Consider the following 23429-nt stretch of genomic DNA (forward strand, 5'->3'; position numbering starts at 1 on the left):
CAGGCATATCGCGCGCGCCGCGGGCTCCCGGGCCCGCGGCCGATGCGCGGAGCATTCGAACTCCGACAGGGAGAGGGAATAATGAAGCATATTTTTCTTGGCTGCGCCGCATCGATGCTGCTCGTCGCGAACGCGCCCGCACCGGAATATGACCCCGTACCGGAATATGACATCGTCATTCGCGGCGGCCGCGTTCTCGATGGGGCGGGCAATCCGTGGGTCGGTGCCGACGTCGCCGTCAAGGATGGCCGCGTGGTCCGCATTGGCAAGGTTTCCGGACGGGGCAAGAAGGAAATCGATGCCAAGGGACGTTACGTCTCGCCCGGATTCATCGACATGATGGACCAGTCAGGCAGCATCCTGCTCAAGAACGGTGCGGCCGAGAACAAGCTGCGCATGGGGGTAACGACCGTCATCGCCGGCGAGGGCGGAACGCCGGTGGATGCGGCCGCGATTCCCACGTATTTCCAGACGCTTGAACGCCAGGGCATTTCGGTCAATTTCGGGACCTATTATGCCTCCACCCAGGCGCGCGTGAAAGTGATGGGCGATGGCGCGGGTTCCCCCACCGCCGCGCAGCTCGACGCCATGGGTCGCGAGGTGATGACGGCAATGCGGGCCGGCGCGTTCGGCATCACCAGCGCGTTGATCTATTCCCCGAGCAGCTTCCAGACCACGGCGGATCTGGTGTCGCTGGCGAAGGTCGCGGGCCGGTGCAACGGTTTCTACGCGACCCATATGCGCGACGAGAGCGCCGACCTTGTCCCGGCGATCAAGGAAGCGATCGAGATCGGCGAGAAGGGCGGGGTGAAGGTCGAGATATTCCACCTGAAGGCTGCCTTCGCCCCAGAATGGGGCAAGCTGATGCCGCAGGCGCTGGCGACCATCAATGCGGCGCGTGCGCGTGGCGTCGACGTCGCAGCCGATCTCTATCCTTATACCGCCGGCGGCACCGGTCTGGAGATCACCGCCCCGAGCTGGGTGTGGGCCGACGGCGTCGAAAAGGGCATCGAAAGGCTCCGCGATCCCCAGGTTCGCGAGCGCATGAAGAAAGAACTCGCGGCCGGGTCGATGCCCGGCTGGTCGAATCTCGTCTTTGCTTCCGGCGGCTGGGGCAATGTGGTGCTCGCCAACGGCTTCAGTGCGAAATACGCCCCCTATCATGGGCAAAGCCTCGAAAAGATCGGCGCGGCCCTGAAGCGCGACCCGGCTGACGTGGCATGGGACATCCTGCTGGAGGGGCTGCCGAACCGGTCTGTCGCGCTGTATTTCATGATCAACGAGAAGGACATCGAGGCAGCGCTGCATCAGCCTTGGGTCAGCATTGGCAGCGATGCCGCGGCATCGGCGAAGCTGGGTGAGATAGACGCGCTCGGCCTGCCACATCCGCGCGCCTACGGCACCTTTCCGCGCATCATTGCCGAATATGTGAAGCGTCGCCCCGTTCTGTCGCTTGAGGATGCCGTGCGGAAAATGACGAGCTGGCCCGCGCAGCGGATGGGACTGACCGACCGGGGTCTGATCCGCGACGGGATGCGCGCCGACATCGTCGTTTTCGACCTCGACACGCTGGATGACGTGGCAAGCTGGGAAAAGCCCACGGCGCTTCCTGCCGGGATCGAGACGGTGATCGTCAACGGCGTGGTCACGATCGAGGGCGGCAAGCACAATGGCGCGAAGGCAGGCAAGGTCCTTCGTCATAGCTGCGACGCCTAGGCCGTGCAGCATTCATGCCCATGCGCCGTCACATCCCGAACCCTCGTTTCTGGGCACCGGCGGTGAGGGCGGGGCGACACGATCTCCAGAGGAATTGCGCATGATCCGACATGTCTCCAGAGCAAGCCTCGCCGGCCTGGCGCTGGTCGCGTCGACCGCGGCCCTGGGTGGCGAGAAGGTTTCCGCCCCGGCCGATCTCGGCACTGCGGTGTCCGCGCAGATCGCCTGCGCGGGGATCTTCGTAACGGGGCGGGCCGAGGCCGATGTCCTGCGAGACGATATCCACGCGCTTGCGCCGTTCACCAGGGCCGTGACGCTTTCGGTCGATCGCAAGGCGAACACGGTCGCGGCATCCGCACCCGGGGCCACGACACGCACGGCGTTGTATCGTCAGGCCGTCGGCTGCACGTTGCTGACGGGCAACGTCGCCCGCGATGTGCTGGAACGTCAGGCGGCGAAGCTGAAACCCCTGAAGACACAATCGGCAAAGCCCTGGCCGATGGGGGATGCGCAGCCGGCTGGCGCGGCGGTGAAGGTGGATCAGGCCGCGCTCGACAAGGCGGTGGGAGATGCCTTTGAGGAGCAGAACAAGGACGGATATCCTGATACCCGGGCGATTGTCGTCGTTCAGGGCGGGAAGATCGTCGCCGAACGCTACGCGCCGGGCTTCGACCGGAACAGCCGACTGCTCGGCTGGTCGGCAAGCAAGAGTATCGGCGGAACGCTGATCGGCCTTCTGGTCGACGATGGCGTGCTCAAGCTCGATGCGCCCGCGCCGGTTCCCGAATGGCAGGGGGCGGGAGATCCGCGTGGCAAGATCACGCTATGCCAGTTGCTGACGATGTCGAGCGGCCTTCGCTTCGTGGAGCGCTACGATCCCGGGACCGATTCCATCGCGATGCTGTTCGCCGCCTCGGACATGGGCGGGCTGGCGGCATCGCTGCCGCTGGACAAGGCGCCGGGCACCGTCTGGAGCTATTCGTCGGGCACGAGCAATATCTTGTCCGGGATCGTGTTCCGCGCGACCGGCGGGTCGCTCGACGCCGTTACACGGTTCGCGCGCAAGCGATTGTTCGAACCTGCCGGGATGACGAGCACGATCATCGAACCCGACGAAGCGGGTGCGCAGATCGGCAGTTCCTATGCCTATGGCACTGCGCGGGACTGGGCCCGGTTCGGCCTGCTCTATCTCAATGACGGGGTGGCCGGGGGCAAGCGCCTGCTCTCTAGGGATTGGGTCGATTTCATCCGGACGCCGACCGAGGCAGCGCCGCGCCCGTTCTATGGCGGGCAATTCTGGCTCAATCTTGGTGATGATGCGGGGGATCGCCGGCGGATCTTCAAGGATTTGCCGCGCGATACCTTCATGGCGATGGGCCATAACCAGCAGATGGTGGCGGTCATTCCTTCAAGGGACACCGTGATCGTCCGGCTTGGCTGGACCCCCGAAGGGCAAACCTTCGACTTCAACAAATACTTCTCCCGGATCGTGGCTACGCTGGCGCCCGGTGCGGTCGCCCCGTGATGTGAAAAACGAGACTGGTTTCGGCACGGCCGGCCGGTCGACAGGAAGGATTGAACATGAATATGCGTACCGGGCTTTCGCTCGATTATACGGTTGAATCGCTGCCGCTTGCCAAGCCGTTCCGCATTGCGGGCCATGTCTTCACTGAAGCATCCGTGGTGGTGGTCACGATTTCGGATGGCACGCATTTCGGACGTGGCGAGGCGTCGGGCGTCTATTATCTTGGCGACGACGTTCCCGCGATGCGCGCCGCCATCGACGGGGTGCGCCACGCAGTGGAAGCGGGGGTAACGCGCGCCGAGTTGCAACAGCTTCTGCCGGCAGGCGGAGGCCGCAATGCGATCGATTGCGCGCTGTGGGAACTGGAAGCGCGGCGCAGCGGCAAGGCGGTATGGGAAAGCGCGGGAGTGTCCAAGCCAAATCCGCTTCTCACCACTTTCACCCTCGGCGCCGATGATCCGGATGCGATGGCGACGGGTGCGCGTGCCTATGCTCAGGCGCGCGCCCTGAAGCTGAAACTGACCGGGGAGCTTGCTCTCGATATCGCGCGTGTACAGGCGGTGCGCGCGGCGCGGCCCGAATGCTGGATGGGCGTGGACGCCAACCAGGGCTTCGCGATCGGCGACCTGGATACGCTTGTCGCGGCGCTGGTCGCGGCGGATGTGAAGCTGCTTGAACAGCCGCTGGCGCGGGGCAGTGAAGCGGATCTCGATGGCTATGAATGCCCGATCCCGATCGCCGCGGATGAAAGCGCGCTGACGTTTGGCGACGTCGAGGGGCTCGTCGGAAGGTTCGACGTGGTCAATATCAAGCTGGATAAATGCGGTGGCCTTACCGAGGGGCTGGCCATCGCAGAGCGCGCTCGCGCGCTGGGACTCGGCGTGATGGTGGGCAACATGGTCGGCTCCAGCCTTGCCATGGCGCCTGCCTTCGTTCTCGGGCAGTTGTGCGACATTGTCGACCTTGACGGGCCGATCTTCCTCGCCGCCGATCGTATCCCGTCGATCCAGTATGAAAACGGCAATGCGTGGTGCGCCGAGGCTATCTGGGGTCGCGAGGCCATCTGATCGCGTCGAGCGCACCGAGACTGAAAATGGAGAGGGATATATGAAGAAAACGATCGTCGCCGCGCTGATATCCGCCGCCTTCGTCCAGCCGCTCATGGCGCAGGAGCAGGCGGGAATGCCCAAGACCTATATCCACGCAGGGCGACTGCTTGCCGATCCGGCGACCGGCCGTGTCGAAACCAACAAGACCATCGTCGTCGAGGGCAACCGTGTCGCCGACATTCGCGATGGCTTCGTCGGCGAAGGCAAGGTGATCGACCTGCGCGACGAGCTGGTCATGCCCGGCTTCATCGACAGCCATGTTCATCTCACTTTCCAGTCTGGCCCCACCAGTCAGTTGGATGCGGTGACCAAATCGACAACGGACCAGGCCTTTGACGGCGTCGTCTATGCCAAGCGGACCGTGCGCGCCGGATTCACCACCGTCGTTGATCTGGGCGCCGATCCGGAAGCGATCAACGCGCTGCGCGATGCGATCGCGTCCGACAAGGTGATGGGGCCGCGGATCATCGCGGCGGGGGGTGTTGCGGCGAATGGTGGCCATGGCGATATCCATGGCTATCGCACCGAGATCCTTGATCTCTTCCGGTCACCGACCTTGTGCACCGGCGCGGACGATTGCGCCCGCGCCGTGCGGCTCGCGGTGCAGCATGGGGCGGATATCATCAAGACGGCGTCGACCGGTGGCGTGATGTCCAATACGGCGGCCGGGCTGGGCCAGCAGATGAGCGACGCTGAACTGACGTCGATCGTCGAGACCGCACATCGGCTCGGACGCAAGGTCGCCGCACATGCACATGGCACCGACGGCGTTAATGCAGCACTTCGGGCAGGGGTCGATTCGGTCGAGCACGGCACCTATCTCGATGCCGAGTCGATCCGCATGTTCAAAGCGAAAGGGACCTATCTCGTCCCGACATTGCTGGCGGGCGACACGGTCGCGCGTCAGGCGGAAAGCGCTGAATGGATGCCCGCCGCGGTCCGCGCCAAGGCGAGGACGGTAGGTCCCGTGATGATCGCTGCATTGCGTCGCGCGCACGAAGGCGGCGTCCGGATTGCTTTCGGCACGGATTCAGCGGTGTCGCCGCACGGAGAGAACGCTCAGGAATTTGCGCTGATGGTGAAGGCTGGCCTTACGCCCCTGGACGCGATCCGGTCGGCCACCGTCTGGGGAGCGACGCATATCGGTCTCCAGGATGAAATCGGCACGCTCGCCAAAGGCAAGGCGGCTGATATCATTGCGGTGAAGGGCGACCCGTTGGCCGACATCCGGGTGCTTGAGAAGATGGCCTTTGTCATGAAAAGCGGCGTGGTAGCCCGCGCAGTAACGGAATAAGGGGCGGACGACCCAGAGCCCGGCAGCTTTGCCCTGCTCCATGCGAATGGATGCGGGGCAAATCGTCGGCAGCGGTTTCCGTCGTGGCTACATAATTCCGTCCTTCCTGGTGTTCGGCTCCGCAAGGGCTCGCTCGTGACGTCGGATGCGGAGTGCCGTCGCGCGCCAATTTGGTCCAGATTGTGTTGACAGTTTTCTATTTTGGACCATTGTGTTCGAAATCGGAAATTTTTTCCAGATTGGTGTTTTTGCCCACGGTCCCGTGATCGTGGCGATATGGGCAAGAATGGGAGGGGACGTAGGACATGCGCTCAATCAAGTTGTTGGCGCCATTGGCATTGATGCTGATAGGCGGTGGCGCGATTGCACAGCAATCGGCGCGGATCACCTCATCCCCGGTGGCATCCACGACTCCTGAAAAGCGGGTCGCTCCGCTGCCAGCCCCCGCAGCCATTCCCGGCGAGCGAGCGATGACCAAGCAGGATGTGGACACCTGGCTTGACGGGTTCATGCCTTTCTCTCTCAAAAAGGCGGATGTTGCGGGGGCCGTGGTCGTCGTCGTCAAGGACGGACAGGTCCTGACTCAGCGCGGATTCGGTTATGCCGACATCGCGAAGCATGTGCCGGTCAATCCCGACACCACGCTGTTCCGCCCGGGTTCGGTCTCCAAGCTCTTCACCTGGACGGCGGTGATGCAGCAGGTCGAGGCCGGGAAGATCGACCTCGATGCCGATGTGAACAACTATATCGATTTCAAGATCCCGCTGAAGGACGGGAAGCCCGTCACGATGCGCCAGATCATGACTCACACGGCCGGTTTCGAAGAGCATGGCAAGGAAACCATCTTCGACGATCCCCAGTATCTCACGTCGCTGGGCGATTATGTGAAGCGCTCGATTCCCAAGCGCATTTACGCGGGTGGATCGACCCCGTCCTATTCCAACTACGCCACGGCGCTGGCCGCCTATGTCGTCGAGCGGGTCACGAAGATGTCCTTCGACGATTATATCGAACAGCGCATCTTCAAGCCTCTCGGCATGACTCGGTCGAGCTTCCGCCAGCCGCTGCAGAAGACGCTCATGCCGCTGATGGCGACTGGCTATAGCCAGGCGTCGGCCGAGCCGTCGAAATATGAATTCATCGGCCCGGCCCCGGCGGGCAGCCTGGCGTCGCCGGGTGCCGATATGGCCAAGTTCATGATCGCCCATCTCAATCAGGGCCAGGGCCTGCTGAAGCCCGAGACGGCACGCATGATGCACGATACGCCGCTCACGCTGCTTCCGCCGCTCAACCGGATGGAACTGGGTTTCTTCGAGACCAACATCAATGGCCGGCAGGTGATCGGCCATCTCGGCGACACGCAGCTTTTCCACACCGCGCTCCACCTTTTCATGAACGAGAAGGTGGGTCTCTACATGTCGTTCAACAGCACGGGCGAGCAGGCCGGAGTGGGGCCGTTGCGTCGTGCCCTGTTCGAGGATTTTGCCGATCGCTATTTCACCGATCTCAGCAAGCCTGACGGACGTGTCGACGACAAAACCGCGGCCGAGCACACGAAAATGCTCGTCGGGCAATGGCTTAACAGCCGCCGCGCGGAATCGAACTTCTACGCAATCGGAAATCTGCTGCGTCAGGCATCGGTCAGCGTAGATGCCAAGGGCAAGCTCGTCGTTTCAGCCGGGCGCACCGCCAATGGCAAGCTGATGAAATGGGTCGAGATCGCGCCCTTCGTCTGGCGGAACATCGACGGTCATGAGCGGCTCGCGGCCAAGGTGGTCGACGGCAAGATCGTGCGCTGGAGCATCGATGGCATATCGCCGTTCATGGTCTTCGACCGCGCACCGGCCTCACAATCCTCGACCTGGATACTTCCGTTGCTCTACGCGAGCGTCGGAATCCTGTTGCTTACCTTCCTCCACTGGCCAGTCTCCGCATTGATCCGCCGGAACTACAAAGCGCCGCTCGCGCTCCAGGGCCGCTCGCTCCTCGCCTATCGCGGCGTCCGGCTTGGTGCTGGGCTGACGGTCGCGCTGCTCACGGCGTGGTTCATCACCGTGTCGACGCTGAAGGCGACGCCCGCTTTCGACGCAAGGTTGTGGTCGCTTCAGATCGGCGGATTGATCGTCTTCGTTGGCGGTGTTGTGCTGGCTGGATGGAATCTCCTGATCGCGACGCGAGAGAAGCGCGGCTGGTTCGGCAAACTCTGGGCGGCACTCATCCTGCTCGCGGCGGTCATGGTGCTCTACACCGCCTGGACCTTTGGCCTGCTTTCCATGACGGTGAATTATTGATGCCGAAGCTGAAACTTGGGGTGGCGGTCGAAACGCTACGGCTCGCCGCCCCATTTCGTATCTCGGGCCATGTGTTCGATGGCCGGGATGCGATTATCGTCACGCTTGACGATGGTGAGCATGTGGGACGCGGAGAAGCCTCGGGCGTCTATTATGTGGGCGATGATCTGGGCCATATGCTGACCGCGCTGGACAATGCCCGGGACGCGATCGAAGCTGGTCCCTCCCGCGACGAACTGCGCTCCATCCTGCCGGCGGGCGGTGCGCGCAACGCGGTTGACGCCGCGCTGTGGGAGCTTGAATCCAAACGCCTCAGCAAGCCGGTATGGGCGCTGGCCGGGCTCGAACGGCCCCGGCCATTGCTGACCACCTTCACGATCGGCGCCGACGAGCCGGCGAAGATGGCCGAGACGGCAAGGGCCTATGGCGATGCCCGCTCGATCAAGATCAAGCTGACCGGCGAACTCGATCTCGATATCGCGCGCGTGAAAGCGATCCGGGCGGCGCGACCCGATGTGTGGATCGGCGTGGACGCCAATCGCGGCTTCTCCATCGGCGATCTCGATGCGCTGGTCGATGCGATGCTCGCGGCCGGGGTCTCGCTGATCGAGCAGCCGCTTGCACGCGGGCGCGAAGCTGATCTCGACGGCTATGGCTCGCCCATTCCCCTCGCGGCGGATGAGAGCGCACTTACGTTGGAGGATGTCGCCGGCCTGAAAGGCAGGTTCGACGTCTTCAACATCAAGCTCGACAAGTGCGGAGGCCTGACCGAGGGGCTGATGATCGCCGCCGCGGCGCGCGACGCCGGGCTGGGCGTGATGGTGGGTTGCATGGTGTGCAGCAGCCTGGGCATCGCGCCGGGCTTTGTGCTGGGCCAGTTCTGCGATCTCAGCGATCTGGACGGACCGATCTTCCTGAAACAGGATCGGTCACCCGCCACGGTCTATCGCGACGGCACGGTTTGGTGCGACGACGCCATCTGGGGTGTCGGGGCGATCGCGTGAGGATGACAGAGGAACGTTCGTCCACCTGGTTCGGTCAGCCGCGCGGGCTGACCGTGCTGTTCCTGACGAACATGTGGGAGCAGTTCTCCTACTACGGCATGCGCACCTTGCTGGTCTATTACATGACCAAGCAATTGCTGATGAGCCAGCAACAATCCTCGCTGGTGTACGGCGCCTATACGGCGTGCGCCTATTTCACGCCGATCGTGGGCGGGGTCATTGCCGATCGTCTCCTCGGCAAGCGCCGTGCGGTCGTGCTGGGCGCGAGCATCATGGCCGCGGGGCATTTCATGATGGCGTTCGAATCGTTCTTCTATGTTGCGCTTCTCACCATCGCGCTCGGAAACGGGCTGTTTCTTCCCAGCCTGCCGAGCCAGATCAACGACCTGTACAAGGCGGGCGATCCCAGGCGCGGCTGGGCGTATAATGTCTATTATGTCGGCATCAATATCGGCGGTTTCATCGCGCCGCTGATATGCGGCACGCTCGGGGAATTCTACGGCTGGCACTATGGTTTCGGTGCGGCCGGCATCGGCATGTTCGCCGGGCTGCTCATTTATCTCTGGGGGCAGCGTTACCTGCCGCCCGAACCACCCCGAGTACCGACCGTCGACATGCCGGCGGCACGATGGGCGGACCACAAGCGCACCTTCATGGTGCTGGCCGGGATCGCGCTGTCCGTGACGGTATTTCGTGGCGCTTATGAACAGGTCGGCAACACGGTGGCTCTCTGGGCGGACAGTGGCCTGGATCGAGGCGCTGGTGGCTTTGTCATTCCGATGACCTGGTTCCAATCGCTGAATCCACTCCTCGTCATGCTGATGACGCCGCCGCTTCTCAACTATTGGCGGCGCCGCGCCGATGCGGGCCAGGATAGTTCCCCGGCCAGGCGCATGGCGCTTGGCGCTGTGATCGTCGCCTGCGCTTATCTGCTGCTTGCGACGGTCGAATGGAGTGGTGGCGGCGCGAAGGCCACATGGCTGTGGTTCGTGATGTTCTTCGCGATCTTCACGCTGGGTGAGCTCTTCGTCCTGCCGACGGGCCTCGGGCTGTTCGCCAGGCTTGCGCCGCCGCGGCTCGGCGCGACGACGGTCGCTGCATGGTATCTGGCGATCTTCACTGGCAGTCTGTCGGCCGGAATGGTTGGCATGTTGTGGAGCCGGACAAGCCATGGGGCCTTTTTCGCGTTGCTCGGCCTGATAGCGCTGGCGTCCGCGCTGCTCTTGCGCTCGCTCGACGGGCAGGTGCGCAAGGTCGATCCAACCTGGAAGCCCGACATAGATTGATAACCTCCCGAAGGGCGCGCGACGTGGCTGTATCCACGCGCGTCGACCATTGGCCAGCCCCGCGATCGGGATATCATCGCAAGGCTGTGTCTTGCCTCAAAAACAGGGCTGGCGAGATCGCTGGTGCGGATTTGGTCGAAACAGTTCAGCAGCCTCGCGCCACAGCATCCTCGAATTGGGTTTGCCCGGCTTGCTGCGCACCCTGGTCATTGTCGAAACCTGTCATCGCATATCGGGATTGGCGATTGGTCTGTGATGTGATGGCCTGACCGCCGGTGTCTGCCTTGGCGATCGAAGGGGCTGTTCTTTCCTCCCTGGAGGGACAGAGGCTTCGACACGGGGGGCTGGACGCGAACGGGATGCCCAGCAGCGTCCCTGTTTCAGATGGGAGAGTGCTTCCGCGAGACGGATCGCTCACTGGTCTTTTGCGGCGACCAAAGAGGAGCCTGGAAGGGGAAGGCAACGCGGAGCGAGCTCCCGTAGGCTATTTACCCTGCAGGCCATTTACGGCGCCTGGATGAGCGGGGCGACGGATCACAGTTCCCGGAAATGCTTCGGGGCAGCGGTGGATCTCACCGCTGCCCCGATGGCCGCGCTTGGGAGCGGCCGGATGGTGCCCCGTGCTGGGGGCGGTCGTGACGATCAGAACTTCACTTTGACGCCGGCCGAGAAATAGCGACCGATCACGTCGTAGTTCGCGTTGGTGTACGGAACATAGGGCGGGGCGACATCGAACATGTTGTTGACGTTGCCGAACAGGGTGAAGTCTCCCACCTTGAAGCGCAGGCCGAGGTCGACATAGGTCCGGCTGCTGATCTGGTTGTTCAGGATCGCCTGAGTCTTGCTGTAGATACCACCACCGACATAGCGTGCGCGCAGATCGGCCCCGAAACCTGCATTCTCATAGGTCACGGTGCCGGTCAGCCGCCATTTCGGTGTCGAGAAGGCAGTGTCCCCGCCAACGACGCCTGCGACATCCGTCGAGCTGTTGGCATTGGCAATCATCAGATCGAAGATGTGATTGGCGAGCACGCGGAACCCGAGTTTGCCATTGCCCAGCGACGTCCGGTACGATGCCTCGATATCGAGCCCGCGGGTGCTGTACGAAACGAGGTTCCGATACGTAGCCGCAATTGACTCCATTGCACCGTTCGCGCCGCGGGTGATCACGCCGCCGCAGGTGGGATCATTGGGGTTCGTACGGAAACACTGTGCGAGCGTGTCCGTCACGGTGACCACCGTGATCACATTGTCGATCTTGATGTCGTAATAATCGACCGAGACGCTGAATCCCCGCACGTAATGCGGCGAATAGGAACCGCCGACCGTCAGGGTGTGGGAAATCTCGGGCGTCAGGTTGGGATTGCCGCCGGTATAGATTCTCACGCCGGCCTGGGTTGCTTGCCGGAAAGGATCGTAGAGGTCCGCGATATTGGTCGAGCGAGTGGAGAAATATTCGGGGACGCTCGGGGAGCGAATGTCACGCGAATAGACGGAACGCAGCAGCAGGTCATTGGCGAGGCGCAGCGTGCCGCCGGTTTTCCAGGACCAGATGCCACCGCTGGTGCTGTAGTCCGAATAGCGCGCCGCGCCGTTGATCTCGAAATGCACAGCATCCTTGAGATCGATCAGCGGCAGGTTGACCTCGCCGAAAACTTCCTTGACGCTGAAGCGGCCGTTGGTCGGCGCTGAGTTGAGCGTCGCAAAGGCATTCGCCTTGGACATCGGGTCGATATAGTTGGTGACGAGAGCTTCCCACCGGAAATCCGTACCAACGGCGATGTCCACCGGCCCGGCCCAGGTCGAGAAAGGATGGCCGTGAAGGCTGGCGCCCGCCGCGTCGAGCTTGATCGTGTTGATGGACCGGGTTCCGCCAAACGCATAGGCGACGCCCGCCGCGGAGATATTGCCGTTGCCGAGCAGGTTGATCGGCGTACAATTCGGATCGGTAACGGTGACGGCATTTACACGACATACCGGCGTGCCGTTCACCAGCACTGCGTCGATGGCGCGATCGAAATTCGCCTTGATCCGCTGGTTGTAGAGCGACTGGTCGCTCCGGACTTCGCCATGATCGTAATAGGCATCATAACCCCAGCCGTCGCCGAAACTTCCCTTGAGGCCGACCGAGCCTTCGAGGTTGCGGCGGGAGAACTTGAAGTTCAGCATGCGATTGGGGCCGACATCGTCAAGAATCCGGCCCAGCAGGAAGGGCCCGGTGACGCCGGCGGCGCTAAGCTGGCTGCGCGCGGCCGGCGTCAGGAACGCATTGTCCGGCATGATCGCCACGATCGGCGTTTCCGGGAAGAAGCTGTAGTTGCCCCACATGCGGCTGTAGCTGCCATCGGCCCAGAGCTTCAGGGAATCGGTGATATCGAAGGTGGCGCGCGCGTAAACATTGTTGCGCTGATAAGGCGAACTTACGGCGACATAGTCGTAGATGTTCTGGCCGTTGCCGCCGACGGTGAATTGACCCGCCGTCTGGCTGCCGAGCGGTAGCGGACCGACGCTGCCGTCGGGGTTGAAGATCAGGTTGTAGGGCGTGCCATTGGTGCGCAGGAGCGATCCGCCGCGATTGAGGACGGTGTAGTTGACGTCGTTGGCGAGGATCAGCTTGCCATCGGGGCGCTGGAAGACGGATGATTCGAGATTGGGACGGTCCTTGCGGCCGAAGGCACCCTTTTCCTGAAGATAGTCGGCGGAAATCATGAAGTGGCCGCGATCGCCCGCGAAGCTCGTTCCCCATGCCATATCGACGCCGTAGCGGCCCATGTCGCCGCGCGAGGAGACGCCTGTCTGCGCACCCATGCGCAAGCCCTTGAGTTCGTCGTCAAGGATGATGTTGACGACGCCGGCGACCGCGCCCGAACCCCAGGCGGCGGAGGCGCCGCCGGTGACGACGTCGACACGCTTGATGAGATTCTGCGGCACGATGTTGAGATCGTTGCTGCCCGTGAAGCGGTGTCCGTTGAGGAGGGTCAGCGTCCGCACGGCACCCAGCCCCCGCAGATCGGCGGTCGAGACGCCGCTGGTCGTGTTGCCCACCGTCGTCGCCGGAGTCGACGTGCCGCGGAACTGCGGCATATCGTTCAGGACCTGGGCAATGCTCGGGCGATTGCCCTGGCGCAGCTCAGCTTCGCCGACGACCGTGGTCGGCGTCGGCGCGTCGAAACCGGAACGCTGGATTCGCGATCCAGTGACCACGATTTCATCCGCCGCTTCGGCATCGGTATCGGCCGTTTGCGCCGAAGCCGGCGCCAGGCTCAAGGCCATCGAGAGCGCGGTGCTGGTGTACCAGAACAGGCGAATGGACTTCATGCATACCCCCCTTGTTTATAGATACGGAAAATCGGTTGCCATGCGCCCGGCTCCATTCTCGTTTTTTCAAACCGGAAGCCGTTAACGATCTCAACATTTACCGATTGCGATAAGATCAGGTAGTTTCCGAAAATGCAATCCCAATTTGGATATAATTATCTTTTTTGGAAAATTTTCATTCAGAGAAACCCGTTCAGGTCGCTGGCATAAGGGTGGTGCGCCCGGTGGCGATTTAGGCCGCGCCGCCACTCTGGAGGGCCAAATGGATCATGCGGATCATTATAAATTATTGTAATATAAGTGAAATTATTGAGGCGGTTGGCGTGCGTCACGCCGCGGCAAGAGTCGGCCAGGGTGGAGCGGGAGATCATGAGCGCCCCTATTCGGTTCGCCGCGGAAATCCCGGTGATCGACGCTCGCGCCTTTGCCGAAGGCGGACACAATCATTCTGGCGGAATCGGTAGCCGGATGTCGGAGCCGGAATCAGCGTGTGATACCGGTTGCGTCGAAGGTATCAGGCGGATTTTACGGAATCCGCCCGTTCGATCCGCGCGAGCACTGCGCCTTCGCTTACCTGTCCGCCAGCCTCGGCATTGAGTTCAGCCACGATGCCGTCGAACGGGGCGACAAGGCTGTGCTCCATCTTCATCGCTTCCAGGGTGAGCAGCTTCTGGCCTTTGGTGACGGCGTCACCCGCCACGACGTCGACCGCGATGATGCGGCCGGGCATGGGGGACAGGATCGCACCATCGGCGGCAGCGCCAGCGGCGCCTGCGCCCTCGACGCGACAGGGCCGCGTCTCGAACGCTGCACCGCCTTCGAACAGGGTGGTGGACTGGCCGGCCTGCACAGCGTCCGGATTTTCGTCGGAACGTGAGTCTAGGATATAGTCTACCTCGGTCGCGCGACCATCGACAGCCAGGCGAACCCGCCGATTGGCCGGCGCGTTCAGCCTGAACCCGAGCAGTCCGCGCAGCCTGTCGAAGTCCGGATCGCCGGCGTGGCCGGCAACGAAGTCGGCATGGAAGATCGCCCGATCGGCTGCCGCCTGAAGCAGCGCGGGCCCGGGCTCCGGCGCGCGCGCCAACCGGTCGGCGTGATCGGCGATGAAGCCGGTGGTGACGTCACCCGCGCGAAAGCAGGGTTCCTTCAGGAGCCGGGCGAGGAACCAGGCATTGGTCTTCACCGGTTCGCACATCACCCGCGAGCAACCATCGGCCAGGGCGCCCAGCGCCTTGTCGCGAGTTGCCGAATGGGTGACCAGCTTTGCGATCATCGGGTCGTAGAAGGGCGATATCGTATCGCCCTCTTCGACACCGGTTTCGATCCGCAGGCTCTGCGGCAGTCGGAGACGGTCGAGAGGGCCGGTCGACGGGAGGAAGCCTGTTGCCGGGTTCTCGGCATAGAGTCGCGCTTCCATCGCCCATCCGTTGATGGAAAGCTCATCCTGCCGTTTGGGCAACATCTCGCCGCTGGCGACACGGAGCTGCCATTCGACCAGGTCCTGTCCGGTGATTTCCTCGGTGACGGGATGCTCGACTTGAAGGCGGGTGTTCATCTCCATGAACCAGATGCGGTCGGCGCGCAGGCCATCGCTTGCATCGGCGATGAACTCGATCGTGCCGGCGCCAACATAGTCGACCGCCTTTGCTGCCTTGACCGCGGCGGCGCAGATCGCTTCCCGCGTGGTCTCGTCCATGCCGGGGGCAGGGGCTTCCTCGATCACCTTCTGGTGACGACGCTGGAGCGAGCAGTCGCGCTCGAACAGATGCACGACATTGCCGTGCGTGTCGCCGAACACCTGCACCTCGATATGCCGGGGCGAGAGGATGTATTTCTCGATCAGCACCTGGGTGTTGCCGAAGGAGGAGGCCGCCTCGCGCTGGCAGGAGAGCAGGGCGTCGGCAAAGTCGTCAGGTGCATTGACCCGGCGCATGCCCTTGCCGCCACCGCCGGCGACCGCCTTGATCAGCACGGGATAGCCAACCTTGGCAGCCTCGGCGGCGAGGCGTTCGGGGGACTGGTCGTCGCCGAGATAGCCCGGGGTCACCGGCACGCCGGCTGCGATCATCCGCTGCTTGGCGGCGTCCTTCAGGCCCATCGCGCGGATGCTGTCGGGCTTCGGCCCGACCCAGACGATGCCGGCATCGATCACGGCCTGGGCGAAGTCGGCATTCTCGGAGAGGAAGCCATACCCCGGATGGATCGCCTCGGCGCCTGTCTGTTTTGCGGCGGCGATGATCTTCTCGCCCACCAGATAGCTTTCGCGGGCGGGCGACGGGCCGATAGGCACTGCCTCATCGGCCTGGCGGACATGCAGCGCCTTTGCATCGGCGTCCGAATAGACCGCGACCGTGCGCACCCCCAGCTTCCGCGCGGTGCGGATGATCCGGCAGGCGATCTCGCCCCGATTGGCGATGAGAAGGGATTTGATCATCGTCATCACATTCTGAAGACGCCGAACTGCGCGCGTTCTGGCACAGGGGCGTTGAGGGTTGCGGCGAGGGCGAGTCCGAGCACGTCGCGGGTCTGGGCGGGATCGATGATGCCGTCGTCCCAGAGGCGGGCGGTGGCGTGCCAGGGATTGCCCTCGTCCTCGTATTTCTGGCGGATCGGGGCCTTGAACGCCTCGGCCTGTTCCTCGCTCCAGCTTTCCGCATCGCGGTGGACGGTGGCGAGCACCGAGGCAGCCTGCTCGCCGCCCATCACGCTGATCCGGCTGTTGGGCCAGGAGAACAGGAAACGCGGGGAATAGGCCCTGCCGCACATGCCGTAATTACCCGCACCGAAGCTGCCGCCGATCAGGATGGTGATCTTGGGCACGCTTGCGGTGGCGACCGCGGTGACGAGCTTCGCGCCGTGCTTGGCGATGCCCTCCGCCTCGTAGCGCCCACCGACCATGAAGCCCGAGATGTTTTGCAGGAACAGCAGCGGAATGCGCCGCTGGCAGGCGAGCTCGATGAAGTGGGCGCCCTTCACCGCGCTCTCCGAGAACAGCACGCCGTTATTGGCGAGGATCGCCACCGGCATGCCCCAGATATGCGCAAAGCCGCAGACGAGGGAGCTGCCATACAGCGCCTTGAACTCGTGAAACTCGGACCCGTCGACCAGCCGGGCGATCACTTCGTGCACGTCATAGGGCGCACGGACGTCGTTTGGAATGATGCCGTACAGTTCTTCCGCATCGAACTTCGGTGGACGCGGCTCCTTCAGGGCGATGTCGGGCTTGCGGTTCTCGGGCAGCGTCGAGACGATGTCGCGCACGATGGTCAGCGCATGCTCGTCATTCTCGGCGACATGGTCGACCACGCCCGACTTGCGGCCATGAGTCTCGGCGCCGCCAAGCTCCTCGGCCGAGATCACCTCGCCGGTCGCCGCCTTCACCAGAGGCGGTCCGGCGAGGAAGATCGTGCCCTGGTTGCGCACGATCACCGTCTCGTCGGACATCGCCGGGACATAGGCGCCGCCTGCCGTGCAACTGCCCATCACGCAGGCGATCTGCGGGATGCCCTTGGCTGACATATTGGCCTGGTTGAAGAAGATCCGCCCGAAATGATCGCGGTCGGGGAACACCTCGGCCTGGTGCGGCAGGTTGGCGCCGCCTGAATCGACCAGATAGATGCAGGGCAGGTGGTTCGCCTCGGCGATCTCCTGCGCGCGCAGGTGCTTCTTCACGGTCAGCGGATAATAGGTCCCGCCCTTCACCGTCGCGTCGTTGCACACGATCATCACCTGCCGGCCAGACACCCGGCCGATCCCGGCGATCATGCCAGCCCCCGGCACCTCATCGTCGTACAGGCCGTTCGCGACCAGCTGGCCGATCTCCAGGAAGGGCGATCCCGGATCGAGCAGCCGCTCCACCCGCTCGCGCGGCAGCAGCTTGCCCCGCGAAACATGTCGCTCGCGGCTCTTCTCCGATCCCCCCAGCGCCTTCAGCGCCACGTCCGACCGAAGCCGCTCCGCCAGCCCGCGATTGTGCACCGCATTTGCCCGAAAGACCTCGCTCTCAGGCGACAGCTTGCTCTCCAACGCTGGCGCGCTCATGCTCCGATGAGTTCCCGGCCGATGAGCATGCGGCGTATTTCGTTGGTGCCTGCGCCGATATCGAGGAGCTTTGCATCGCGCAGGAAGCGCTCGACCGGCCAGTCCCTGGTGTAGCCGGCGCCGCCAAGCGCCTGGACTGCCTCGCCCGCGACGCGGAAGGCGTTCTCGCTGGCGAGCAGGATGGCGCCGGCAGCATCGAAGCGGGTGGTCTTGCCGGCGTCGCAGGCGCGGGCGACGGCATAGACATAGGCACGTGCCGAATTGAGCGCGACATACATGTCGGCGACCTTTGCCTGCATCAGCTGGAAGGCGCCGATCGGTTTGCCGAACTGCTTGCGCTCGCGCAAATACGGCAGCACCACGTCGAGACAGGCCTGCATGATGCCGAGCTGGATGCCGGCAAGCACGGTGCGCTCATAGTCCAGCCCTGACATCAGCACGCCTACACCGCCATTGACCGGCCCCATGACATTCTCGTGCGGCACCTCGCAATCGGTGAACACCAGTTCGGCGGTGGGTGATCCGCGCATGCCCATCTTGTCGATCTTCTGGCCGATCGAGAAGCCGGGCATGTCCTTCTCGATCAGGAAGGTAGTGATGCCGCGACTGCCCTCGCCGGTCTTGGCATAGACGACCAGCGTGTCGGCATAGGCGGCGTTGGTGATCCAGAACTTGGTGCCGTTGAGCACATAGCCGGCATCGGTCTCCTGCGCGCGCAGCTTCATCGAGACGACGTCGGAACCGGCGCCAGCCTCGGACATGGCAAGGCTGCCGACATGCTCGCCCGAGACGAGCTTGGGCAGGTACTTCGCCTTCTGCTCTGGGTTCGCCCAGCGGCGGATCTGGTTGACGCACAGGTTCGAATGCGCGCCGTAGCTGAGGCCGATCGAGGCCGAGGCGCGGCTCACTTCCTCGCAGGCGATGACATGCTCGAGATAGCCGAGGCCAAGTCCGCCAAACTCCTCCTCCACCGTGATGCCGTGCAGGCCGAGCTCGCCCATCGCTGGCCACAATTCCTTCGGAAACCAGTCCTCAGCGTCGATCCGCGCCGCCAGCGGCGCGATCTGCTCACTCGCAAAACGCTGCGTCACATCGCGGATCATGTCCGCATTCTCGCCAAGCGCGAAATCTAGGGTCATGTCCAACGCTGCTCTCCATTCAATCTTTCCACGGTGATAGCACGTGGCAGGAATCAAGAAAAATTGAACATATAGTGCCTATGCTATAGATGGTATCTATGATTGATCGTTATCTGCTGCGGTATTTCCTGGCCGTTATCGACCATGGCAATTTCTCTCGTGCCGCCGGGGCTTGCAGCGTGTCGCAGCCGACGCTCTCGGTTGGTATCGCCAAGCTCGAGCGCGAACTCGGCCAGATGCTATTCCACCGCACCAACCGGCGGATCGAATTGACCGAGGCTGGCGCGCGCTTTGCCGCGTCAGCCCGGCGGATCGAGGCGGAATTCCTCCTTGCCGAGCGCGCCGTGCAGGAAACGCCAGCGCGTGAGACGTTTCGCCTTGGCGTGCTGGCGACGATTCCGACGCCGTTGATCGAGGATTTCCTGATCGAGCTGCGCCGCGAAGGCTCGGCAATGCGGCTTGAGATCGTCGAGGCCGGCGAGCGCGACCTCAATGAGCGCCTCGGGCGCGGGCGAATCGACGCCGCTGTGACGCTGCTACGCGGCGATCGCGACAAGCAATCGGGTATCTCGCTTTTCTCGGAAGGCTATTCGCTGGCGATGGCGGCCGACCATCCGCTCGCCCATCTGCCTGTGATCGAACCGCGCCAACTCGCCGACAATGTGATGATCGTGCGTCGCCAATGCGAGTTACTGTCCGAGACGAGTCGCTATTTCACCAGCCATGGTGTTCGCCCATTTTTTGCGGCGCGCACCACCAATGAGGATCGCGCCCTGGCCCTTGTCCGCCGCGGCCTCGGGGTGACAGTGATGCCCGACTGCTTTCGTCATGCCGGTGTGGTGCGCCCGGCTCTGGCCGATTTTGCCTTTACCCGCACGATCGGGATGGTGTCGGCGGCGCATGCCGATCCCCAAACGATCGAGCGGAGCAACATCGTTCAGGCACTTCGCCGCACGTTGACGAGACCAGTAACGGACGCCTGATAGCGGAACGGCCTACCTCGCTGTCAGAGCTGGCCCGGGTGGGAATCACCCGTCAGAGAAGAGGAGGACGGGGGTTTCGAGATATTTCTTGAGGGCCTGGACGTAGCTTGCGGCATCCCAGCCATCGACGACGCGGTGGTCGCAGCTGATAGACAGGTTCATCAGCCTGGCGCGGACGATGTCGTCGCCGCGGAAGACGGGGCGCTCGACGATCTTGTTCGGACCGATGATCGCGACCTCGGGCCGGTTGATGACGGGCGTGGTGGCGATGCCGCCGAGCGGCCCGAGCGAGGTGATGGTGAGGGTCGAGCCGCTGAGCTCCTCCGACTTCGCCTTGCCGGTGCGGGCTGCCTCGGCGAGGCGGGTGATCTCGCTGGCGAGTTGCCAGACGTTCAGGTCCTGCGCGTCGCGGATCACCGGGACCATCAGGCCGACCGGGGTCTGCGTCGCCATGCCGAGATGGATCGATCCGTGACGCGTCACCACGCCGGCCTCGTCGTCATAGCGCGCGTTGAGCATCGGGAAGTCGGGAATCGACCGGCAGATCGCGACGATCATCAGCGGCAGCATGGTCAGCTTGGGCCGGTTGCCGCGGTGCGCGTTGAGATCGGCACGCATCTCCTCGAGCGCGGTGACGTCGATCTCGTCGACATAAGTGAAGTGTGGGATGGTCCGCTTCGAGGCGGCCATGTTCTCGGCGATGCGGCGACGCATGCCGATGACCTTCACGGCCTCGTCGGCGCGGGCGCGGCTGGCGTGCGGCGCGTGATAGCCTTGGCCCGAACCGTAGCGCAGATACGCATCGAGATCGGCATGGCGGATCCGGTCGCCCTCAGCCTTCACGCTGCCAAGGTCGATGCCGAGGTCGGCGGCGCGAGCGCGGACCGCGGGGGATGCAAGGACATGGGCGCTCTTCTCCCTCTCCCCTTGGGGGAGAGGGGCAGTTTCGAGCGATGGCGCTTGTGACTGCGCCTCTCCCAAACCCTCTCCCCGATGGGGAGAGGTCTTTTCAGCCACCTCCTCGGCCCCCGGCGTTTCCGCCTCGATCTGTTCCTCGATCTCTTCGGCTTTGGTCTCGACTGGCGCGGCATCGGCTACCGTCTCGGCGGCATCGGTCTCGATCACCACCAGTGCGGCACCGATCGACACTTGGTCGCCGACCTCACCGGCCAGTTCGACCACCACGCCCGCCACCGGCGATTCCATCTCCACCGTCGCCTTGTCCGTCATCATGTCGGCAAGGCCCTGGTCCTCCTCCACACGATCCCCCACCGCCACGTGCCACGCGACGATCTCCGCCTCGGAGATGCCTTCCCCAATGTCTGGAAGCTTGAAGGTGAAGCGTGCCATGTCAGAGATCCATTACAGTAACATCGGCCATCACGCGCCGAAGCGCGGCGGCGACGCGGGCCGGGCCAGGGAAATAGTCCCATTCGAACGCATGCGGGTAGGGCGTATCCCAGCCCGCCACGCGCTCGATCGGGGCTTCCAGGTGATAGAAGCAGCGTTCCTGCACCAGTGCCGACAATTCACCGCCAAAGCCGCCAAACCGGGATGCCTCGTGAAGGATGACGCAACGTCCGGTCTTCTTCACCGAGGCTACGATCGTATCGATATCGAGCGGTACGATCGACCGCAGATCGATGAGTTCGGCGTCCACGCCGCTATCTTCGATCCCGGCCCGCGCGACATGCACCATGGTGCCGTAAGCAAGGATCGTCGCCTCATTGCCGGCGCGAACGACCGCGGCCTTGCCGAGCGGGACGGTATAATGGCCCTCGGGCACCTCGGCTGAAGGATGGCCGGCCCAGCTTGCCACTGCCTGGTCGTGACGGCCGTCGAACGGGCCGTTGTAGAGGCGCTTGGGCTCCAGGAAGATCACGGGATCATCATCCTCGATCGCGGCGATCAGCAGCCCTTTCGCGTCATAGGGCGTTGACGGAATCACGGTCTTCAGGCCGGTGATGTGCGCGAAGATTGCCTCAGGGCTCTGGCTGTGAGTCTGGCCGCCGAAGATGCCGCCCCCATAAGGCGAACGGACAGTGATCGGCGCCCAGAATTCGGCGTTCGATCGATAGCGCAGGCGCGCCGCTTCCGACACGAGCTGGTCGAAGGCGGGAAGGATATAATCGGCGAACTGGATCTCGGCGACCGGCCGCAATCCATAGGCACCCATGCCGATCGCGGTGGCGATGATCCCGCCTTCGGAAATCGGCGCGTCGAAGCAGCGCTTGAGGCCGTGGCGCTGCTGCAGTTTGTCGGTGACGCGGAAAACACCGCCGAAATAGCCGACATCCTGGCCAAAGACGAGAACGTCGGGATCGCGCGCAAGCATGGTGTCGAGCGCCGAATTGAGCGCCTGGATCATGTTCATCGCGGTCATGACCGGATCCCCAGTTCGCCGCGTTGTTCGATCACGCGCCAGTCGGGCTGCTTGAACACGCCCTCGAACATCTCGGTAACGTCGGGCTTGGACTTGCCTAATGTCCCGACCGCTTCCGCCTCGCGCTGGGCGTCGCGCAGGATCTCGCTCAGTTCCGCCTCCATCTGCGCATGACGCTCCTCGGTCCATTCGCCGATCAGGATCAGGTGCTGCTTCAAGCGTTCGATCGGGTCGCCAAGCGGCCAGTGCGCGGCTTCGTCCGCCGGGCGGTATTTGGTCGGGTCATCGCTCGTCGAATGACCGGAGGCGCGGTAGGTCACGAACTCGATCAGCGTCGCGCCGCGATTGGTCCGTGCCCGCTCGGCCGCCCAGAGCGTCGCCGCCCAGACCGCCAGGAAGTCATTGCCGTCGACTCGCAGACCGGGCAGCCCGTAGCCGATGGCCTTGGCGGCGAAGGTCGTGCTCTCCGCGCCTGCGATCCCCGAAAAGCTGGAGATCGCCCATTGGTTGTTGGTGACCGCCAGGACCACCGGCGCGCGGTAGACCGCCGCGAAGGTCAGCGCCTCGTGGAAGTCGCCCTCAGCCGTCGTGCCTTCGCCGATATAGCCCAGGGCGATGCGATGGCCGCCCTTATAGGCCGACGCCATCGCCCAGCCGACGGCATGGCCGAAGCGGCTGCCGACATTGCCGGACAGCGAGTAGAAGCCATAGTCGCGCGCCGAATAGAGGATCGGCAATTGCCGCCCTTTCAGCGGATCGCGCGCATTGGAGTAGATCTGGTTGATCATGTCCACGATCGGATAACCGCGGGCGATCAGCCAGCCCTGCACCCGGTAGGTCGGGAAACACATGTCGTCGGGGGCGAGCGCGAGCGACTGTGCAACCCCGATCGCTTCTTCGCCGGTCGATTTCATGAAGAAGCTGGTCTTGCCCTGGCGGTGTGCCCTGAACAGTCGGTCCTCGAACAGACGGGTCTGCACCATCGCCCGCAGGCCCTTGCGCAGTATCTCCGGCGCGAGCTGCGGATTCCACGGGCCAAGGGCCTCTCCGTTATCGTCAAGCACGCGTACCAGCCCATAGGGGAGTTCCCGCATCTCGGCCTCGTCCGTCGAAATATCAGGGCGACGCATCGTCCCGGCCGCGTCGAGCCGCAGGTGGCTGAAATCGGCAACGTCGCCCGGACGTGCTGTCGGTTCTGGAATATGGAGCGACAACGCGATCGCGTCGGCCCCCGGTATCGCCGGCTTTGTCATGGCCGCGTTATTGCCGATCCGATGAGGAAAGACTTGTTCTCGTTGTTCCGATATGGCGAGCAATCGCGCAAAAATTCGTGCGTT

The 23429-nt window shown here is 63.5% G+C and carries 16 protein-coding genes; 8 read left to right on the forward strand and 8 right to left on the reverse strand.

The genetic code is table 11. The annotated features are described in order from the left end of the window. Positions 1 to 81 precede the first annotated feature (81 nt). The 4 genes from NDN01_RS05870 to NDN01_RS05885 all read left to right on the forward strand — a co-directional run bounded on the left by NDN01_RS05870 (position 82) and on the right by NDN01_RS05885 (position 5644). Entirely contained in the window at positions 82 to 1716 is a 1635-nt protein-coding gene (locus NDN01_RS05870; protein ID WP_272626435.1) for an N-acyl-D-amino-acid deacylase family protein, read from the forward strand. Positions 1717 to 1816: 100 nt separating this feature from the next. Beyond that, positions 1817 to 3241 (forward strand): serine hydrolase domain-containing protein, encoded by a 1425-nt coding sequence (locus NDN01_RS05875; protein WP_272626436.1) that lies wholly within the window; start codon positions 1817 to 1819, stop codon positions 3239 to 3241. A gap of 56 nt (positions 3242 to 3297) precedes the next feature. Further along, the gene (locus NDN01_RS05880) at positions 3298 to 4308 is read left to right on the forward strand and encodes a dipeptide epimerase (RefSeq protein WP_443025196.1); all 1011 of its coding nucleotides are present in this window, start codon (positions 3298 to 3300) and stop codon (positions 4306 to 4308) included. 40 nt (positions 4309 to 4348) lie between these two features. Continuing rightward, positions 4349 to 5644, forward strand: a complete 1296-nt coding sequence (locus tag NDN01_RS05885; protein WP_272626437.1) for a metal-dependent hydrolase family protein — start codon at positions 4349 to 4351, stop codon at positions 5642 to 5644. 196 nt (positions 5645 to 5840) lie between these two features. On the opposite strand, the gene NDN01_RS05890 is transcribed toward NDN01_RS05885, so the two are convergent. Next, positions 5841 to 6098 carry a hypothetical protein gene (locus tag NDN01_RS05890; RefSeq protein WP_272626438.1) on the reverse strand — a complete coding sequence of 86 codons (258 nt, stop codon included), beginning with the start codon at positions 6096 to 6098 and terminating at the stop codon, positions 5841 to 5843. A gap of 16 nt (positions 6099 to 6114) precedes the next feature. On the opposite strand from NDN01_RS05890, the gene NDN01_RS05895 reads away from it, so the two are divergent. From NDN01_RS05895 to NDN01_RS05905, 3 genes are read left to right on the forward strand one after another with little or no spacing between them, the layout of a single operon-like run. Continuing rightward, the gene (locus NDN01_RS05895) at positions 6115 to 7935 is read left to right on the forward strand and encodes a serine hydrolase domain-containing protein (RefSeq protein ID WP_272626439.1); all 1821 of its coding nucleotides are present in this window, start codon (positions 6115 to 6117) and stop codon (positions 7933 to 7935) included. Beyond that, the gene (locus NDN01_RS05900) at positions 7935 to 8939 is read left to right on the forward strand and encodes a dipeptide epimerase (protein WP_272626440.1); all 1005 of its coding nucleotides are present in this window, start codon (positions 7935 to 7937) and stop codon (positions 8937 to 8939) included. The genes NDN01_RS05895 and NDN01_RS05900 overlap by 1 nt, the downstream gene beginning before the upstream one ends. Before the next feature lie 2 nt (positions 8940 to 8941). Beyond that, positions 8942 to 10225 (forward strand): peptide MFS transporter, encoded by a 1284-nt coding sequence (locus NDN01_RS05905; protein ID WP_272626441.1) that lies wholly within the window; start codon positions 8942 to 8944, stop codon positions 10223 to 10225. Positions 10226 to 10867: 642 nt separating this feature from the next. Here NDN01_RS05905 and NDN01_RS05910 read toward each other — a convergent pair. The 4 genes from NDN01_RS05910 to NDN01_RS05925 all read right to left on the reverse strand — a co-directional run bounded on the left by NDN01_RS05910 (position 10868) and on the right by NDN01_RS05925 (position 18726). Beyond that, positions 10868 to 13543, reverse strand: coding sequence for a TonB-dependent receptor plug domain-containing protein (locus NDN01_RS05910; RefSeq protein WP_272626442.1), 2676 nt, complete (start codon positions 13541 to 13543; stop codon positions 10868 to 10870). 514 nt (positions 13544 to 14057) lie between these two features. Then, a complete protein-coding gene (locus tag NDN01_RS05915) occupies positions 14058 to 15980 on the reverse strand; it encodes an acetyl/propionyl/methylcrotonyl-CoA carboxylase subunit alpha (protein ID WP_272626443.1) in 1923 nt (640 codons plus the stop codon). Between the two features lie 5 nt (positions 15981 to 15985). Beyond that, complete coding sequence (locus NDN01_RS05920; protein ID WP_272626444.1) at positions 15986 to 17587, reverse strand: carboxyl transferase domain-containing protein; 1602 nt, start codon at positions 17585 to 17587, stop codon at positions 15986 to 15988. Further along, positions 17584 to 18726 (reverse strand): isovaleryl-CoA dehydrogenase, encoded by a 1143-nt coding sequence (locus tag NDN01_RS05925; RefSeq protein WP_272628043.1) that lies wholly within the window; start codon positions 18724 to 18726, stop codon positions 17584 to 17586. The genes NDN01_RS05920 and NDN01_RS05925 overlap by 4 nt, the downstream gene beginning before the upstream one ends. A gap of 98 nt (positions 18727 to 18824) precedes the next feature. Between NDN01_RS05925 and NDN01_RS05930 the strand changes: the two genes are divergently transcribed. Next, on the forward strand, positions 18825 to 19709 hold the full coding sequence (locus NDN01_RS05930) for a LysR family transcriptional regulator (protein ID WP_272626445.1): 885 nt from the start codon (positions 18825 to 18827) through the stop codon (positions 19707 to 19709). A gap of 45 nt (positions 19710 to 19754) precedes the next feature. Here NDN01_RS05930 and NDN01_RS05935 read toward each other — a convergent pair whose 3' ends face one another. Genes NDN01_RS05935 through NDN01_RS05945 form a run of 3 tightly spaced genes read right to left on the reverse strand, consistent with a single transcriptional unit; the run spans position 19755 to position 23345 of the window. Then, positions 19755 to 21059, reverse strand: coding sequence for a dihydrolipoamide acetyltransferase family protein (locus tag NDN01_RS05935; RefSeq protein WP_272626446.1), 1305 nt, complete (start codon positions 21057 to 21059; stop codon positions 19755 to 19757). Between the two features lies 1 nt (position 21060). Beyond that, positions 21061 to 22092 carry an alpha-ketoacid dehydrogenase subunit beta gene (locus NDN01_RS05940; protein WP_272626447.1) on the reverse strand — a complete coding sequence of 344 codons (1032 nt, stop codon included), beginning with the start codon at positions 22090 to 22092 and terminating at the stop codon, positions 21061 to 21063. After that, positions 22089 to 23345, reverse strand: coding sequence for a thiamine pyrophosphate-dependent enzyme (locus NDN01_RS05945; RefSeq protein WP_272626448.1), 1257 nt, complete (start codon positions 23343 to 23345; stop codon positions 22089 to 22091). Before NDN01_RS05945 ends, NDN01_RS05940 begins: the two co-directional genes overlap by 4 nt. Positions 23346 to 23429: the final 84 nt, after the last annotated feature.

This window comes from Sphingomonas sp. QA11 (assembly GCF_028473665.1).
Classification (GTDB): Bacteria; Pseudomonadota; Alphaproteobacteria; order Sphingomonadales; family Sphingomonadaceae; genus Sphingomonas; species Sphingomonas phytovorans.